14 protein-coding genes are annotated in these 15,978 nt (G+C 61.4%); 2 read left to right on the top strand and 12 right to left on the bottom strand.

What is annotated here, in order from left to right:
- Window positions 1–8 precede the first annotated feature (8 nt).
- Window positions 9–485, top strand: a complete 477-nt coding sequence (locus ACGHU1_RS04700; RefSeq protein WP_067696355.1) for a hypothetical protein — start codon at window positions 9–11, stop codon at window positions 483–485.
- A gap of 17 nt (window positions 486–502) precedes the next feature.
- On the opposite strand, the gene ACGHU1_RS04705 is transcribed toward ACGHU1_RS04700, so the two are convergent.
- Window positions 503–2,455 (bottom strand): FTR1 family protein, encoded by a 1,953-nt coding sequence (locus ACGHU1_RS04705; protein ID WP_390583968.1) that lies wholly within the window; start codon window positions 2,453–2,455, stop codon window positions 503–505.
- Window positions 2,456–2,551: 96 nt separating this feature from the next.
- Window positions 2,552–3,169, bottom strand: coding sequence for a cation transporter (locus ACGHU1_RS04710; RefSeq protein ID WP_008603825.1), 618 nt, complete (start codon window positions 3,167–3,169; stop codon window positions 2,552–2,554).
- Between the two features lie 75 nt (window positions 3,170–3,244).
- Between ACGHU1_RS04710 and ACGHU1_RS04715 the strand changes: the two genes are divergently transcribed.
- Window positions 3,245–3,643: a helix-turn-helix domain-containing protein gene (locus tag ACGHU1_RS04715; protein WP_390583971.1), complete on the top strand. Its 399-nt coding sequence runs from the start codon at window positions 3,245–3,247 to the stop codon at window positions 3,641–3,643.
- Window positions 3,644–3,780: 137 nt separating this feature from the next.
- Here ACGHU1_RS04715 and ACGHU1_RS04720 read toward each other — a convergent pair whose 3' ends face one another.
- The 10 genes from ACGHU1_RS04720 to ACGHU1_RS04765 all read right to left on the bottom strand — a co-directional run bounded on the left by ACGHU1_RS04720 (window position 3,781) and on the right by ACGHU1_RS04765 (window position 15,902).
- On the bottom strand, window positions 3,781–5,175 hold the full coding sequence (locus tag ACGHU1_RS04720) for an aldehyde dehydrogenase family protein (protein ID WP_390583973.1): 1,395 nt from the start codon (window positions 5,173–5,175) through the stop codon (window positions 3,781–3,783).
- Complete coding sequence (locus ACGHU1_RS04725) at window positions 5,172–6,812, bottom strand: acetolactate synthase large subunit (RefSeq protein ID WP_390583975.1); 1,641 nt, start codon at window positions 6,810–6,812, stop codon at window positions 5,172–5,174. The genes ACGHU1_RS04720 and ACGHU1_RS04725 overlap by 4 nt, the downstream gene beginning before the upstream one ends.
- 89 nt (window positions 6,813–6,901) lie before the next feature.
- Window positions 6,902–7,864, bottom strand: coding sequence for a cation diffusion facilitator family transporter (locus ACGHU1_RS04730; protein WP_390583978.1), 963 nt, complete (start codon window positions 7,862–7,864; stop codon window positions 6,902–6,904).
- Window positions 7,864–8,733: a hypothetical protein gene (locus ACGHU1_RS04735; RefSeq protein ID WP_054522853.1), complete on the bottom strand. Its 870-nt coding sequence runs from the start codon at window positions 8,731–8,733 to the stop codon at window positions 7,864–7,866. Before ACGHU1_RS04735 ends, ACGHU1_RS04730 begins: the two co-directional genes overlap by 1 nt.
- The gene (locus ACGHU1_RS04740) at window positions 8,730–9,359 is read right to left on the bottom strand and encodes a cation transporter (RefSeq protein ID WP_067679253.1); all 630 of its coding nucleotides are present in this window, start codon (window positions 9,357–9,359) and stop codon (window positions 8,730–8,732) included. The genes ACGHU1_RS04735 and ACGHU1_RS04740 overlap by 4 nt, the downstream gene beginning before the upstream one ends.
- Window positions 9,356–9,727: an STAS/SEC14 domain-containing protein gene (locus ACGHU1_RS04745; RefSeq protein WP_067679256.1), complete on the bottom strand. Its 372-nt coding sequence runs from the start codon at window positions 9,725–9,727 to the stop codon at window positions 9,356–9,358. Before ACGHU1_RS04745 ends, ACGHU1_RS04740 begins: the two co-directional genes overlap by 4 nt.
- Before the next feature lie 22 nt (window positions 9,728–9,749).
- Window positions 9,750–13,013: an efflux RND transporter permease subunit gene (locus tag ACGHU1_RS04750; RefSeq protein ID WP_156501944.1), complete on the bottom strand. Its 3,264-nt coding sequence runs from the start codon at window positions 13,011–13,013 to the stop codon at window positions 9,750–9,752.
- Between the two features lie 37 nt (window positions 13,014–13,050).
- Complete coding sequence (locus tag ACGHU1_RS04755; protein WP_067679325.1) at window positions 13,051–14,199, bottom strand: efflux RND transporter periplasmic adaptor subunit; 1,149 nt, start codon at window positions 14,197–14,199, stop codon at window positions 13,051–13,053.
- 11 nt (window positions 14,200–14,210) lie between these two features.
- Window positions 14,211–15,509: a TolC family protein gene (locus ACGHU1_RS04760; protein ID WP_240530001.1), complete on the bottom strand. Its 1,299-nt coding sequence runs from the start codon at window positions 15,507–15,509 to the stop codon at window positions 14,211–14,213.
- A gap of 18 nt (window positions 15,510–15,527) precedes the next feature.
- Entirely contained in the window at window positions 15,528–15,902 is a 375-nt protein-coding gene (locus ACGHU1_RS04765; RefSeq protein WP_054523295.1) for a hypothetical protein, read from the bottom strand.
- Window positions 15,903–15,978: the final 76 nt, after the last annotated feature.

Consider the following 15,978-nt stretch of genomic DNA (forward strand, 5'->3'; position numbering starts at 1 on the left):
ATTAGACGATGCAGGATCAAAACCAAATCTCTGAGAAATCGCGCGAATGGCGCGGTGCGCATCCAGCGCTCTGGATCGCGATATTCGGAATTCTTATCGCATTCGCCTGGGAGATGCTTCAGCTTCCTTTCTACCAGTCGGGAGATCTGTCGCCTGCCGAGGCAGCACGTCGCTGCGGCCTGGCCTCGTTCGGCGATGCCGGGATCATGGTGGCCGCTTATCTCGGCGCCTCTGTCGGCAGTGGTAAAACGCCGTGGCTCGTAGACTGGCCGATCTCGCGTTTGGTCGTGTTCCTGGGAATCGGCCTGGCCATTACTGCCATGGTCGAAGTGCTGGCTGTCGGTGCCGACTGGGGGTGGTCCTATAGTGCAATCATGCCGCTTGTGCCCGGGACCAAAATCGGCCTGGTACCGATCGTGATGTGGGTCGCGGTTCCCACCGCCACCTTGTGGCTCGCGCGCCGTCTCGGCACCGGACCCCGCTGATCGCAAACCGGGATCTCCTATCCCTCGACAGCTGCCGGCTGCGGTCCCGATGGTGATCGACTTACCCGAAATCCGGCAATCAGGGCCAGCAGCGTGAGCAATTGCGCGCCGATCGTCTCGACAGTCGGGAAGAAGCCGAGTTCGGCGAGGCGCGGCAAGCCGGCGATGAAAGTGGCGGAAAGAACTCCGGCCTCCTGGAAAGCGCCCACGCCCTTGCCCGCGAGAATGACCGCAAGGATCGCAATCAGGATAGCACTGTAGCGGAAGAACTGGGTGATCGGCAGTTTGCGGCTGTAGCGCAGCATGGCCCAAGCAATGAGCGCCAGCAGCGCTACTGCCGACAAGGCACCTAACAGTATGATGCCGCTGCTCTGCGGGTTCCACAGGGCAGCGTAGAACAGGATAGTCTCGAAAGCTTCGCGGTAGACCACGACAAAGGCGAGCCCGAAGAGAAACCATGCCGATCCGCGCGAAAGCGCCTTGCCCATTTTTTCCTGGATATAGCGCCGCCACTCCTCGGCCTGGGATTTGCCGTGCATCCAAATCCCGACCGAGAGGAGAATGACAGCTGCAAGCAGCGCGCCGATCCCTTCGGTCATCTCGCGGCTCGCACCGCTGATGCTTACGAAGTAGGTTGCTACGACCCAGGTGGCGACACCTGCGAAAAGAGCAGCGATCCACCCACCATGGATATAGGGCAATACCTCGGAGCGCTGCGACTTTTTCACAAAGGCGATCATGGCGATCACAACCAGAAGTGCTTCGATCCCCTCGCGCAGCAGGATGGTGAACGCCCCGAGAAAGGTCGAGATTTCGCTGGCCGCCTCAGGAGCCAACGCTTCCTCGGCTCTTGCCAGCAGACTATCGATGCGAGCCCTTAGTTGCTGTAGTTCGGATGGATTCGCACCGGACTCTATTCCGGCCCGGAATTGCCCGAGCGCCTGTTCTACCTCCCGCATCAAACCGCCATCGCGCGTTGCCAGGAGGGCCTCCAGGGGTTCAAACCCGTCGAGATAGGCAGACAGGGCAAGCTGCCGCGCTTCCTCTCGGTTGCCAGCCCGATAAGCTGACAGGCTGCGATCGAGCGTATCGCGAACGAAGGCGAGCGAACCTGCGTCATTTGCCTGTCCCACCGCATCGGGATTGGCGCGAAGATAGGCCATGACGGCGAGCGCACGGTCCTCGCCGATCTGCTCGGCCAGACTTTCCGGTGTGAGCGCGGCGAGCGTCTCGAGATCGGGGACAAGCTGGCGTATGCCATCATCTTCCCGCCAAATACGCTCGCCCTTGGCCACATCTTCAAAAGCAATGCTGCCGGCATGGAATGCAAGCGCCCAGCGATCCTCGTCGGACAGCGATGCGAAGCTGGCCATGGACGTTCCTTCCAGCCCTTGCGTGATGACCTGGTAAAGCCCGAACGCACTGCGCTGCCGCGCCCGGTCGATATCGGTAAAGTCGATCGGCGGGGGATCAAGTGCCTGCATTGCGGCCGGTGGCGCACTTCCGGCGGCGCCGTGACACGAGGCGCAGTTCTGCGCGAAGAGAGTGCGGGCGCGGTCAAGGTCGGGCGCTTGCGAAGGGGCAAGCGGAACCGGGTAGGCTGTCAGCAACGAGGCTGCCAGCGCGCGCGCTAAGCGCCCAACTCGCTCGGCGGGTTCCTTATTGGCGATCAGAGCTCGCAGCTGGTCCGATCGGCGGATGAGTGCTTGATTGTCTTTAGTGTCCGGAAATGCAGCGACCTGCCGCGCCACGACATCGGAAAACTCCACCATTTCGCGATATTCGAATTCGTCGGCAACACGTCCCTCGGAAACCGCGGAGGCGTAGTCGACCGCGATATAATCGAGCAGACGCCAGGTGGTTCGCACATCGGGTTCTTCCGCGTTCGCGGTGACGGACAGACACAGCGCAAGCGCCAGCAGAATGAGCCGCAGTGCCGGATGGACGGTGGCGGAGACGATGCGATGCATGAGGGGTCTCTATATCTGTTGCAATTAATTCGCAATAGCAGAGTCTAGACGGAAACGTATTTCCCTCAATCCGCAATCGCGGGCATATTCTGGAGTTTAGGTAGAGCGCAGTTCGCCACGTGCCTGTTTGAAGACTTCGGCACTTCCCCACACCGCCAGTCCTGCCATGATGCTCGCCACAACCAGATCGGGCCACGCACGGCCGGTGCCGAAAACGCCAATCGCTGCCGCCAGCACGGCGATATTACCGATCGCGTCGTTGCGCGAACAGATCCACACCGAGCGCATGTTCGCATCGCCCGAGCGATACCGGAACAGCATCGCGGCGACGGCGAGATTTACCGCCAAAGCAAGAGAACCGATGGCGCCCATCGTTCCCGGGTCGGGCGACGCCCCGACAAAAAAACCCCAGATGGCCGAGCCGAGCACCCACAGGCCGAAAGCCAGCATGGTCGCCGCCTTTACGAGAGCCGCACGCGCGCGCCAGACGAGCGCCATGCCCGCTACGCCGAGACTGATAGCATAGTTTGCCGCATCACCGAGAAAGTCGAGCGCGTCGGCCTGCAAGGCGCGCGAATCCGCAGCAATGCCTGCCACGATCTCCACACCGAACATGATTGCATTAAGGCCCAGCGCGATCCACAGAATGCGCCGCCATGTCGGATCGTTGTTGTTTGCACCGCCCTCATCGGGACCGCAGCAGGTCTTTCCCATTTACTCGACTCCTTGCGTCGATCCGCCCTATGCACCTTGTAGTAACTACAAGGTCAAGCCGCAGGAGCCTTTGTCATGAGAATTGGTCAACTTGCCCGGATAACCGGCGTCAAATCCGAAACAATCCGCTTCTACGAGCGCGAAGGTATCCTCGCTGCCCCTCCGCGCACGAAGGCCAATTATCGCGACTATGGACCTGCAGAGGAAGCGCGCCTTAACTTCATACGGCGCGCGCGTGATCTCGGCTTCTCGATGGCACGCATCAGGGAATTGCTCGATCTCTCCGATGATGCCGACCGGTCCTGCGCGGGCATTGACGCTCTGGCCAGAAGCCATCTCGGCGAAGTCGAGCGCAAGATCGCCAGCCTGGAGGCGTTGCGGACGGAGCTTGGGCGCATGATCGCTGCCTGCGAGCAAGACACGGTAGGCGATTGTCGCATCATCGATGCACTTGCGGGTACCGCCGAGCCTTGATGTTCGCGCCTTGTGCGCCAGTTCGGTCAGGCTCGCCAACGCACGGCTTTTGTCGGCCGCCCATAAGAGACTTAACTTCGGGAAAGGCCGACGAGTGCGAAGCTGCCCGTGTCGCCATCCCGGGTCTGTCGAACGGGCTATGATGCTGCTGTCGGCCAGTTCCAGACGGCCATTTTTTCAATGCTCATATCCGCCATAGTGTAGGGGATCCCGCCGACGCCAAGCCCGGAACGGCGCAGCCCTGCAAAAGGCATCCAGTCGACGCGGAATGCCGTATGGTCGTTCACCATCACAGCCGATCCCGCCAGAGACTGTATGCAATGATTGGCGATTGACAGCCGATCGCTGAATACAGCGGCCTGAAAGGCGTAAGGCAGGGCATTGGCCTGCTCGATAGCCAGGTCGATATCGTCATAGCCATACACGCAGATCACGGGGCCGAAGATTTCTTCCTGGGATACCTTGGCACTATCCGGAGGATCGACAATGACGGTCGGGGAGAAAAGAGTGTCACTCAGACGGCTTCCCCCGCACACCAGGGTGCCTCCTGCTGCGATGGCTTCATCGACCCAGCGTTCGACGCGGTCGACTTCCTCCGTCCGGATCAAGGGGCCGCATTGGGTTTTAGCATCGGCGGGATCGCCCACGACCAGCTTTTCGGCAGCTCGCCCTAGGTCATTGGCGAAGTCTTTCAATTCTGCAGCAGGGACGAATACGCGCTGCACGGAAACGCAGACCTGACCCGAATGATAGAACCCGCCTTTTAGCAACGACGCGATCACTGCTGCGCGCTCCACGCCGCTGTCCACGATTACCGGCGCCGCACCGCCGTGCTCGAGAGCAATGCGGGTTCCCGGCGCCAGCTTCGAGCGAAGCATCCAGCCGATTTTCGCAGAACCGATGAATGAGAAGAACGCCGTGCGCGGATCGGTTACCATCCTTTCGGCAATATCGTTGCCGCAAGGCGCGAACCGGCACCAGGCCTCGGGCAAGCCGGCTTCATGGAGGATACCCACGAAGCTCTGGCATGACAGAGGCGTCTCCAGCGCAGGCTTGATGAGAACGGGGCACCCGGCTGCTATCGCCGGTCCAACCTGATGGACGATCAGGTTGAGCGGGTGATTGAATGCCGAGATCGCCACGACAGGACCGATCGGTTCGCGGAATGTATATGCCGTCCTTCCCGCACCCGCTTCTGTCAGGTCCATGGGGATCTTGTGACCGCCGCCATCGCTGAGCGCCTGAACGCACAAGTCGACGCTGTTGATTGCGCGACTGGCTTCCACGCGCGCATCGACCAGAGGTTTGCCGCCCTCCCTGACGATCTGGAGAGCCAGATCCTCGGCTCGTTCGCGCATGATATCCGCAGCCCGCCGGAGGATGGCGATACGCTCGTGCACGGCAAGCCAGCCATGGCGGTCGCGGTGGAGCAACTGCGCTTCATTCAGCCATTCATCGATTTGAGCCCAGTCGACAAGCGCTACTTCTGCAATCGGCGAGCGGTCGAAGGGATTGTGAACGATCGTTTTCATAGCTCGCACACCTTTGCGCCGAGTTCGTCGATCAGCACCTTCTTGTTTTCGGAATAATCGACGGGCAGGTCGACAAGGTGCACGCCGCCAGCCTCGAATGCGGCGTTCAGGACCGAAACCAGATCCGCGCTTCGCTCGACACGGTGGCCGGTCGCTCCATAGCTTTGTGCGTAGGTGACAAAGTCGGGATTGGAAAAGGTCAGGCCGTAGTCCGGAAAGCCAAGCTGGTCCTGCTTCCAGCGGATCATCCCGTATGCTGCATCATTCAGAACGAGAACGACAAGGTTCAGTCCAAGCCTGACGGCCGTTTCCAGTTCCTGCGAGTTCATCATGAACCCGCCATCGCCGCATACCGCGAGCACTCTGCGCCCCGGCGCCAGCATCGCCGCCATCATGGCCGATGGAAGGCCCGCGCCCATCGTCGCCAATGCATTGTCGAGCAGGATGGTGCCAGGCTCGTGGGCGATGTAGTTTCTGGCGAACCAGATCTTGTAGATGCCGTTGTCGAGCGCAACGATATCATCGCGCGCCATTACGCTGCGTACGTCGGCAACCACGCGCTGGGGGACCATCGGAAAACGTTCGTCGTCGCTGGTCTCGGAGATGTGCGAAGCAATCTCGTGATGCAGGGCGGTATAATAGCTGCGGTCGCACTGCAGCTTGCCATCGAGGCGGCTTCCCAGCCGCTCGACCGATCCGGCGATGTCGCCGATGACTTCGAGCTGCGGGAAGTAGACCTGATCGACTTCAGCCGCCTTGTAATTGATATGGATGACGGTCTGACCGTCCGGCTCCATGAAGAAGGGCGGCTTCTCCACCACGTCGTGACCGATATTGACGATCAGATCGGCCTTTTCGATCGCGCAGTGAACATAATCTCCCGACGATAGTGCTGCGGTGCCCAGATAGAGCTCGCTATCTTCATCGACCACGCCTTTGCCCATCTGGGTGTCAAAGAAGGGAAAGCCCGTATCGGATACGAATTTGCGCAACGCCTTCGAAGCGCGGCGGCGGTTCGCTCCGGCTCCGATCAGTAGCAGAGGTCTCTGTGCAGCGAGGATACGTCTCGCTGCCTCATCTAGAGCGGCGTCACCCGCTACGGCATAGCGCCTGTCATGCGGCGGTATGACAGGTTCGACCGTTTGCTCTTCAGCAATGTCTTCGGGCAGCTCGAGCAGCACAGCGCCCGGCCTTTCTTCCTGCGCCAGGCGAAATCCCTCGCGAACGAGCGACGGGATGCGGTTGCCGTTCACAATCTGGGTCGATGCCTTGCACAGCGGGGTGAACAGGGAAACGACGTCGACAATCTGGAACTGGGCCTGTTTCGAGGTCTTGATCGGTTTCTGCCCGGTAATGATCACGAGCGGGAAGGCTCCGAGCGCGGCATAGGCCGCCGGTGTGGTCAGGTTCGTGGCACCTGGCCCGAGTGTTGCCAGGCACACACCTGCCTTGCCGGTCAGGCGGCCATAAGTTGCCGCCATGAAGCCAGCGCCCTGTTCGTGACGGGCCAGAACCAGCGTGATGGTGGAAGTTCGCAGCGATTCCAGAAGATCCAGGTTTTCTTCGCCTGGAACGGCGAAAACATATTCGACGCCCTCGGCTTCGAGTGCGGCGACCATGAGATCGGATGCTTTCATTCGTTGGTCCTCATTTTACGAGTTGCAGGGCGGTTCATGTCGTGCGCTGCCAAGCTGCCTGCCCACAGCGACCGACCCGATCGCCGTGCTTAACAATGGTCGTGGTCATGGTCGTGATGATGGTTCTTCTCGACCTGATGGTCCGGGATCATGTCGGGATCACAGTCCGCAGCGAGACAGGCTTCGAACGTTGCATGGGCGATGGCGTGCTGCGTCTCGAGCATACCGCGAGCCCGCGCCTTCACATCCTCGAAAGCCTGCAACGAAGATTCGGCAGGAACGATATGCGCTTCGAGCGCGCGAGAATGCTCGCTGATGCTCCAGACATGGACGTGATGGACGTCGGCCACGCCTTCAGTGTCACGCAGGTCGCTCACAATGCGATCGAACTCGCTTTCGTCCGGCACCGCGCCCATCAAGAGCCGCACCGTGCGAGGCAACAAAGTGACGCCCTGCCAGATCACATAGGCAGCAATGACCACAGTGATGATCAGATCGGCAATATAAAGTTCGTATCGCAGAATGAGTACGCCAGCCACGATCACACCGACCGAAGCCAGCGCATCGGACACATTGTGCAGAAAGGCGGCTTTCATGTTGAGGGAGTTCTTCGAGCTGGCGTAAACCATCACCGCCGTAACCACGTCGATCACCAGCGCTATCCCGGCGACCCAGATTACGGTCCACCCCTCAACGGGTTGAGGGTCTGCGAAACGGTTGATCGCCTCGACGAGCAGATAGAAACCGATGATAAGCAAAGTCGTCAGATTGATGAGCGCCGCCACGACTTCCGCACGAGCATAGCCGAAGGTCATAAGCTTGTCGGCTGGCCGGCGCCCGATCCGCCTCGCAAACAGAGCCAGTCCAAGCGATGCCGCGTCGCTGAAATTGTGCAGCGCATCGGCGATCAGTGCGAGCGAACCCGACAATATCCCCCCGATGATCTGGGCGACAGTGAGCAGGACGTTGAGGGCGACGGCCAATACAAGGCGGCCGTCGCTCATGCTTTCTTCGCCGTGACTGTGCCCGGCATGACCGCCCGATTGTGCCACTACCTGCCTCCTTTTTCTGTTCTCTTGGTCGTCGTAACGGACTGCGCGGGGGAATGCTGGAACGTGCTGTTCGAGACATCGAGTTCGCGCGACAGTTCTCCAAGCGCCGAGATCGCGAGGCCGAGCAGCGCGAACCCTCCGACGAATGCCAGGAGCGTAATATGATTGGCGGCGACCGATCCGGTTCCCATGCGAAGCAGCGCGCGCGCCGATGCAACTATAAGAAAGCCCGGGATAATAGCCGCTAGCCAACCTCGCCCGTTGTCGGTGAATCCGTGCAGCGCCCAAAAGGTCAAGAGAGCGATACCGATGAAAAACAGGGAAAAGAGGACAAGTAGCGCAAGCTGGTCCATCCTGCTCACTTGGGCGGATCGGTATTCATCGATCGCCTGGCGTCCTATTTCCAGGTTCGCAAAAACAAGCGCTGCAGACACCGCCATTGCTGTCGTCGCGGATGCAGCAGCGGCAGCACCCAAGATAACGCTGTAAGGCAGGATATCGGACGCCATCGACACCGAGATGCGACGTACCAGGGTTGGCCTATCGGAGCATCGCTCAGGTCCGTCATCATCCGGTCTGAGTTTTGCGTATCGACCAAGCTCGTTGAAAATCAGAAGCAGCAGGCCGCCCGCCAGCATCAAACCAGTGAGTGTCCAGCGGGTGAGAGGAGATTGTCCCAGCGGAAGAGTTAGCAAGACGGCAAGGGCGGCAAAAGCACCCGAAACGCCGCCCGGCAGGAGCGGATGCAGGAAGCTCCAACTGCCTTTTGCCAATTTGCCGCCAATCATGACCCCGATGCCTGATAGCATCGCCAGGACAAGGACCCGCGAAAGGTCCTGCGCGGCAAACAAGGTATCGATTAGCGTCAATTCCTCTTCTCGCCGTGGACGGTTCCCGCCTCGTCGTGCACATCCATATGCGTATCGCGCAGGATCTGCACTCCGCCGTAAAGCGCTATGCAGGCGACCGCTATTCCGACCACTAGGTCGGGCCAGTTGGCACCGGTAATCAGCACAACGATGCCGGCGATGATGATCCCGCCATTGGAGATGAAGTCGTTGAAGCTGAAGGTTGTCGCCGCCCGCATATTGACGTCCTTGTTCTCCACCTTCTGCAACAGGCGCAGGCAATAGAGATTCACCAGTCCCGCGACGAACGCCATCGCCATCATCAGCATGCCGCCCGGATCGGAACCTTCCACGAACCGTCGGTAAGCATCGAAAATGACCCCAGCGGAGAAGACCAGCAGCATGATGCCGGAGAAACGCGCGGCCCCGCGTTTCCAGGTCCGCGAGCGGGTTAGCGCAAGCAGGCTGAGCGCATAAACGATTGCATCCGATGAATTGTCGAGGCCGTTTGCCAACAGCGCGTTGGAATCGGCAAAATATCCGACCGCGAAGAAGCCGATCGCGATGGCGACGTTAAGCCACAGGACAACCCACAGGGTCTTGCGCTTTTCAGGCGACCGGACATCGACCTCATGTCCGCCACTCATGCTGCGTCCTCCCCGGTTTGTACCCAGCTTTCCGCATGACTACGCTGTGATGGCCGGAAAAACTTCATTTCGGCGCGGAAGAGTGAGGATGACAATTTCCAGCCCCGCTCTTCCCATTTGCTGTCGCCGATCATGGCGATCCGGCTGAAACAATCCTTATGCCGGATGTCGAACTTGAGATCGCGCCAGAGACCTCCGAAGTCCCAACCCGAAAAGTCAGGCGCGAGCTCGATCACCATCGGGACGGTACCGGCCTCGCGCTCTGCGATATGTTCGAATTGGGGAACAAAGCGGTCATAGGCTTCATCCCCCAGCCTGCCTCCGGCGCGTATCCAGAGCAGTCCGTTCTCTTCCTTCAGTGCCAGCACCGTTTTTTCCTTTCCCGATCGGTCATGCGATGTCCTTCAGCTCGCGCTGCTCATCGCTTGTCACGTTGCGCCGCAGCCGGTCCCACCAGCGCTGTCGCCAGGTCTGGTCATCTTCTCTGGTCCCGAAAACCAGCTTCAAAATTGCGGGCAAGACGAAGAGGGTGAGCGCGGTGGCCGTGATCAATCCTCCGATGACGACTGTCGCCAAGGGACGCTGCACTTCCGCGCCGGTCCCGGTCGCAATGGCCATCGGCACGAAGCCGAGCGAAGCAACGAGCGCGGTCATGAGAACCGGCCTCAGGCGCGCCAATCCACCATCGACGATGGCGTCATCGAGCGCCATGCCCCTGTCGAGCCGCTGACGGATCGCAGTCACCATCACGAGGCCATTCAAGGTCGCCACGCCCGACAGGGCGATAAAGCCTACCGCCGCAGAAACGGAGAATGGCATCCCGCGCAGGGCCAAGGAGAATATTCCGCCTGCCAGGGCCAACGGGATCGCGCTGAATACGGCGAGCGCCGGCACCCAGCCCCCAACCGCCATGTAAAGCAGCAGGAGAATGACCGCGAAAGCGATAGGAATAACGATCTGAAGTCTTTCCTGAGCGGCTTGGAGGTTCTGGTATTGACCGCCCCACTCGATAAACGCGGCAGCGGGCAGTTCGACCTGCGCCGCAACCCTTTCCTGGGCCTCTTCTACAAAAGACCCGAGGTCGCGTTCTCGCACGTTGGACGAAACGATCACCAGTCTGCGTCCCTGTTCCCGGCGAACCTCCGCGAGACCATCCACCACACGGAACTCGGCAACCGAGCGTAGCGGTATGGTTGCCCCGTTCGGGAGCAGCACCGGCAAAGCACCCAACTGGTCGAAATCGTCGCGGGTCGCGTCCGACAACCGCACAACCACATCGAAGCGGCGATCGCCTTCGAAAACGAGGCCCGCAGGCCGACCGCCCAGTGCGATCGCCACCGATTGCGCAACGTCTTCGACCTTCAGCCCGTAACGGGCAATCGCTGGCCGATCGAAGGCAATATCGAGGGTGGGGAACCCGGACACTTGCTGGACCTTGACGTCCGCGGCGCCGTCGACATCGCGCAGCACGCCCGCAACCTCGTTCGCCGCCGAGGTCATGGCGCTGAGATCGTCTCCGTAGATCTTGACGGCAACATCTCCGCGAACGCCTGCGATCAATTCGTTGAACCGCAATTCGATCGGTTGGCTGAACTCGTAAAGGTTGCCGACGAGACTGCTGAGGGCGCTCTCCATTTGCGCGACCAACTCGTCCTTGGCGAGGTCGGGATCGGGCCATTCCTCACGGGGTTTGAGGATCACATACGCATCGGAAGCGTTCGGCGGCATCGGGTCACTGGCCACTTCCGCCGTGCCCGTCCGCGAAAAGACGAGCTCGACCTGCTCAAACTGCTCGAGCCGGTCCTCGACCCGCCTTTGCATCGCGAGCGAACGTTCGAGCGATGTCGAAGGAATACGCAGCGATTGCACGGCGATGTCGCGCTCGTCCAATTGCGGTGTGAACTCGCTCCCGAGGAAGCTGAACACGAAGGCCGCAAAGGCGAAGATGCCGACGCCCATGCCGATGACCGGCCAAGGGCGGGTGATCGCCCTGCGGACCAGCGGTCCGTATCGCTCCTTGGCGATCCGGATCGGCTTGACCTCCTTTTCCGTCAGCTTCTTGTTGAGCAGGATGGCGATCATTGCCGGGACGAAGGTCAGCGACAACACGAACGCCGAGGCGAGCGCGAGCATGACCGTGATCGCCATGGGCGAGAAGGTTTTGCCTTCGACCCCGGTAAAGGTCAGAAGCGGTGCGAAGACGAGAAGTATGATCGCCTGCCCGTACACAGTCGGCTTGATCATTTCCTGCGCGGCAAGCCGCGTTTCCGTCAACCTTTCGCCCAGTGTGAGAAGCCGGCCTTCGTGTTCCTGCCGGGCCGCGAGCCTCGCGACACTGTTCTCGACGATGATGACGGCACCATCGACGATCAGGCCGAAGTCCAGCGCACCCAGGCTCATGAGATTGCCCGACACGCCGAGCCGGTTCATTCCGATCGATGCCATCAGCATGGAAAAGGGAATGACCAGCGCCGCGATGATCGCTGCCCGGATGTTGCCCAGCAGCAAGAACAGGATCGCGATCACCAGAAGCGCGCCTTCAACGAGATTCTTCTCGACGGTCGCGATCGTCGCATCGACCAGCGAAGACCGGTTGTAGACGATCTCCGCGACAATTCCTTCCGGCAGGGAGCTGCGAACTTCCTCGAGCCGTTCGGCCGCCTGGGCCGACACGGTGCGGCTGTTCTCGCCCGCGCGCATGAGCACGGTGCCCACGACCGCTTCATCGCCGTTCAGCGACGCCGCGCCCGTTCGCAGGTCGCCACCGATGCTGACCGTGGCGACGTCTCCTACGCGAATGGGGACTCCTTCGCGTGTAGAAACGACCGCCTGCTCGATATCCTCGACACTGCCGAGGCGCGCATCAACTCGGGCGAGGAGGGCTTCGCCTGCCCGCTCGACGAAATTGGCCCCTTCGGCGAGATTGGCCGCTTCCAGCGCATCGATCACTTCGTCGAACGATAAACCGTACCCGGTCAATCGCGCGGGATCGGGTTGGACAAGGTATTGCTTTTCGAAGCCGCCGATCGAGTCGACACCCGCCACACCGTCGACCGACCGCATGAGGGGGGCAACCACCCAGTCCTGGATGGTTCGCAGATAGGCAGCCTTGGCAACATCGCTGTCGAGCCGGTCGCCACGTTCGGTCACAAAGCTCCCGTCGGACTGCCAACCGACCGCTCCGCCCAGCGGTGCTTCCTTGCCGTCAGGAAACTCGTACTCGATGGTATACATGAGCACTTCGCCCAAGCCGGTCGAGATGGGTCCCATCACCGGTTCGGCACCCTCGGGTAGGGAGGCACTTATGGGCGTCAGCCGTTCGTTGACCTGCTGACGCGCAAAATAGATGTCGGTCCCTTCCTCGAAAATCGCGGTCACCTGGCTGAACCCGTTGCGCGATATTGAGCGGGTCATCTCCAGACCCTCGATACCGGCAAGCCCGGTTTCAACGGGATAGGTGACCTGCGTTTCGACTTGCGAAGGCGACAGGGCTGGTGCCTCGGTGTTGATCTGCACCTGTACATTGGTGATATCGGGCACGGCATCGATGGGCAGGCGCAGCAAATTCACCACGCCATAGATTGCCACACCGAGCGTCAGTACGACCATCGCCCAGCGAAAGCGCACGGCGACGTCGAGGATCATGCCGATCAGGCCATGGCGGTGGGAGCGATCCGCGTCCTGCATGTGATCAGTGTCCATGCTCGGCCTCCTCCTTCTCGAGTTCAGCCTTCAGCAAAAAGGCATTGGCGGTGGCGATCCGCCACTGCGCTTCGAGACCGGACTCGATGACCACGCGTCCTCCCGAACGCGCACCGGTGACCACCGGACGGGCTTGAAACCCGCGGCGCGTGCGAACGAAGACCACTTCTGCGCCATCGATTGTCTGGACGGCACTTTCCGGCACCGACATGCGGCCTGTATCGACCTCACCCGAGGGGCGGATACGTGCCTGCAGGAAGGCCCCGGGTTGCAGACCGGGGATCGGTCTTGCCAGCGACAGGACCGCCGTAGCGCTGCGGCTTTCGGGATCGAGCGAGGGAGTGACAGACCGCACGCGCGCACCCACTTCCCGGTTGTCCGCGATTTCCAGCGTCGCCTCGTCGCCAGGCTGGATGCGGCTTGCTTCAGCCGACGGGAGGGCAACCTCGACCTGCATGCCGCTCGGATTCACGACCTGATAGAGTTCTTCCCCGGCATCGACGAAGGAGCCGAGAACGATAGGCGCCGAGGTCACTCGGCCTGCGAGCGGGCTCGTGACCGCAAGGGAGCGCCCGTCGCCGCTAACGCCCGCCGCGGAGACTGCCGCCTGGGCGCGCGCAAGTTCCGACTGGGCGACCTGCAGATTTGCTCGCGCGGCCTCGAGATCCTGCCGTGCGGTGACATTGGCCTCGAACAGGCGGCGCTCCCGATCGTAGGCAGCGGACAGTTCGTTGACCCTCGCGCGCGCTGCGCTCAACTGCGCTGCGAGAGCAGCCGCGTCGGCGCTCTCGATGCGGGCAATCGTCTCGCCCTGCCTCACGTAATCGCCCAGCGTTTTGCCGACACTGCGGACCACGCCCGCCGCGCGGGCATCGATGCGGGCACTTGCCGTCGGGCTTGCCGCGACGGTGGCCGGGAAGACCAGCTCGACCGCCGATCCCTGGCCGACGGTTTCGACCACTATCTGGGACGCTTCAATTTGTTCGGCGCCAAGCAGGACAAGGCCTTCGGGAAGCTCGACCTCCTCACTCGTCTCCTCGGCGATTTGGTCAGCTTCGTTATCGGGCCACAGCATGAGCGCCGCGACTACAAAGAGAATGGAAAGGCCGATCGCAACGGCCAGACGTTTACGGTTCATCGGAAAATACCTCATTGTGCACCGAGCCAGATCAGTGTCGCCGCCAGGCGACCACGATCTTCCTGAGCTTGAATCAAAGCTTCACGGATGGTGTCACGCGCTTCGGCCGCAGCCAGAACTTCGATCAGCGGAAACCTGCCGTTGCGGTAGCCAATCCGAACGAGGCGCAAGGCTTCTTCGGCTTGGGGCAAGGACGTCTCCGCGAGGGTCTCGACCCGCGCTTCGGCTGCCAGAAATTGTCCGCGGGCCTGCGTGACCTCGAGTTCGAAATCGGTGCGGGCAATTGCTTCCCGCGCCGTCGCGGCGCGAAGCCGCGCTTCGGCAGCGGCGATGTTTCCCTGGTTGCGATTACGCAATGGAAGCGGGATCGAAACCCCCACGAGAAACGCCTGGTCTCGACTTTCCTCGAACCGTCGGACTCCGGCGGATATTGCCGGATCCGGAATGCCGAGAGAGCGTTCCCGGGCGATCGCGGCATCCGCGGCCTCGCGTTCGGCACGGGCGACCTGAAGTCGTAAGGCCGAAGGTGACGCGAGCAGCGTCGCCGGAGGTTCGATCTCGGGGAACACCGAAGGCACGTCCGTAGCAGGTGTTGCCTCGCCCCAAAGCGCGGCGAGCGCGTTCCTCGCCGTACTGTCGGCAGCCAGGGCCGCTTCAAGCTCCGCGAGCGCCTCCGCAAGTGCCGCTTCGGCACGAAGCGATCGCAGAGGAGGCTCCCGCCCAACATCGACCAGTACGCCTGCGATCCTGGCAAGCTCGCGATTGCGCTCGACTATGTCCCGCGCGAGTTCCAATCGGGCTGCCGCAGCGACGGCTTCGACATAGCGTTCGCGCACCGATCGCCCGAGCTGAGCAACCGAGAGCGCTCCTGAAAGGGTCGCGACGCGCGCTTCCGCCTGGGCGGCGCGGACGCGCGCTCCCCGTTTGCCGCCCAATTCGAGCCGCTGGCTCAGGGACAAAGTATACTCGGTGGCCTGCAATCCCGAAAACGCGCCGCTCCCGGCAATGTTTTCGGCTTCGAAAGCAATTTCTGGGTTGGGCCGCAGCCGCGCCTGGTCGACTAGGGCCCGCGCCGCGTCGGCTTCGGCCCGCGGTCCGATCAGGCGCGGATTTTCTGGGGGCTCATCTGCGCTGTCGACGATGCCCGCACGAGCGAGCGCAGCTTCGAGCGTCAGAAGCTCACGCTCCTGCGCCGCCACGGTCGTGGCTTGAGCGGCGAGGAACAGCCCTCCAAGGAGGACCCCTCGCCAATGAATGGCTGACATTTTTCGAATATTCCTCTGCTGACGATCCGAACTGCGCTGCGGCATGCAGCGCGGTGACGGTCGTCAGGCGCGAGGGGGGCGCTTCAGTCGGTCGGCAATGTCGGAAGCGAGCGCTTCGGCGGGAGGCGCATCGGGAACCACAACCAAGTGAGGAACCGAATTCTTCTGCACGGTGCTGGCAAAGCTCGCCCCATGATGACAATGGCCGTGCCCACACACGCCGTGTTGCTCGGTCGGCGCATCCGGATCGCCCGGAACTTCGTCAGTAGCTGCGGATGACGCGGACGCGCTGTCGAGCGAAACCAGAACGGGCGTGCTTCCGGGCGCCACTTCGGCGCCGCAAGCAGCAGCATCCGCCGCCGTCACGAACACCATCGCGACCAGCATGAGCAGGACGACGAAAGGATGCAGGACAAGGCGACGATAGCTTGTGGTCATGGATTCCGACGGCTCCTAGCAAACCGGATCAAGATTGCAAGCTCCGTAACACGATGAAGTATAAGTCGTTTGTTAC

It is taken from the genome of Erythrobacter sp. MTPC3 (assembly GCF_042854385.1).
Taxonomy (GTDB): domain Bacteria; phylum Pseudomonadota; class Alphaproteobacteria; order Sphingomonadales; family Sphingomonadaceae; genus Erythrobacter.

What these genes read in the sequence shown, in the direction of transcription:
- ACGHU1_RS04700 (WP_067696355.1), top strand. Translation starts at nt 9, where the DNA reads ATGCAGGATCAAAACCAAATCTCTGAGAAATCGCGCGAATGGCGCGGT.
- ACGHU1_RS04740 (WP_067679253.1), bottom strand. Translation starts at nt 9,359, where the DNA reads ATGAGTGGCGGACATGAGGTCGATGTCCGGTCGCCTGAAAAGCGCAAG.
- ACGHU1_RS04715 (WP_390583971.1), top strand. Translation starts at nt 3,245, where the DNA reads ATGAGAATTGGTCAACTTGCCCGGATAACCGGCGTCAAATCCGAAACA.
- ACGHU1_RS04760 (WP_240530001.1), bottom strand. Translation starts at nt 15,509, where the DNA reads ATGCCGCAGCGCAGTTCGGATCGTCAGCAGAGGAATATTCGAAAAATG.
- ACGHU1_RS04720 (WP_390583973.1), bottom strand. Translation starts at nt 5,175, where the DNA reads ATGAAAACGATCGTTCACAATCCCTTCGACCGCTCGCCGATTGCAGAA.
- ACGHU1_RS04765 (WP_054523295.1), bottom strand. Translation starts at nt 15,902, where the DNA reads ATGACCACAAGCTATCGTCGCCTTGTCCTGCATCCTTTCGTCGTCCTG.
- ACGHU1_RS04705 (WP_390583968.1), bottom strand. Translation starts at nt 2,455, where the DNA reads ATGCATCGCATCGTCTCCGCCACCGTCCATCCGGCACTGCGGCTCATT.
- ACGHU1_RS04755 (WP_067679325.1), bottom strand. Translation starts at nt 14,199, where the DNA reads ATGAACCGTAAACGTCTGGCCGTTGCGATCGGCCTTTCCATTCTCTTT.
- ACGHU1_RS04710 (WP_008603825.1), bottom strand. Translation starts at nt 3,169, where the DNA reads ATGGGAAAGACCTGCTGCGGTCCCGATGAGGGCGGTGCAAACAACAAC.
- ACGHU1_RS04725 (WP_390583975.1), bottom strand. Translation starts at nt 6,812, where the DNA reads ATGAAAGCATCCGATCTCATGGTCGCCGCACTCGAAGCCGAGGGCGTC.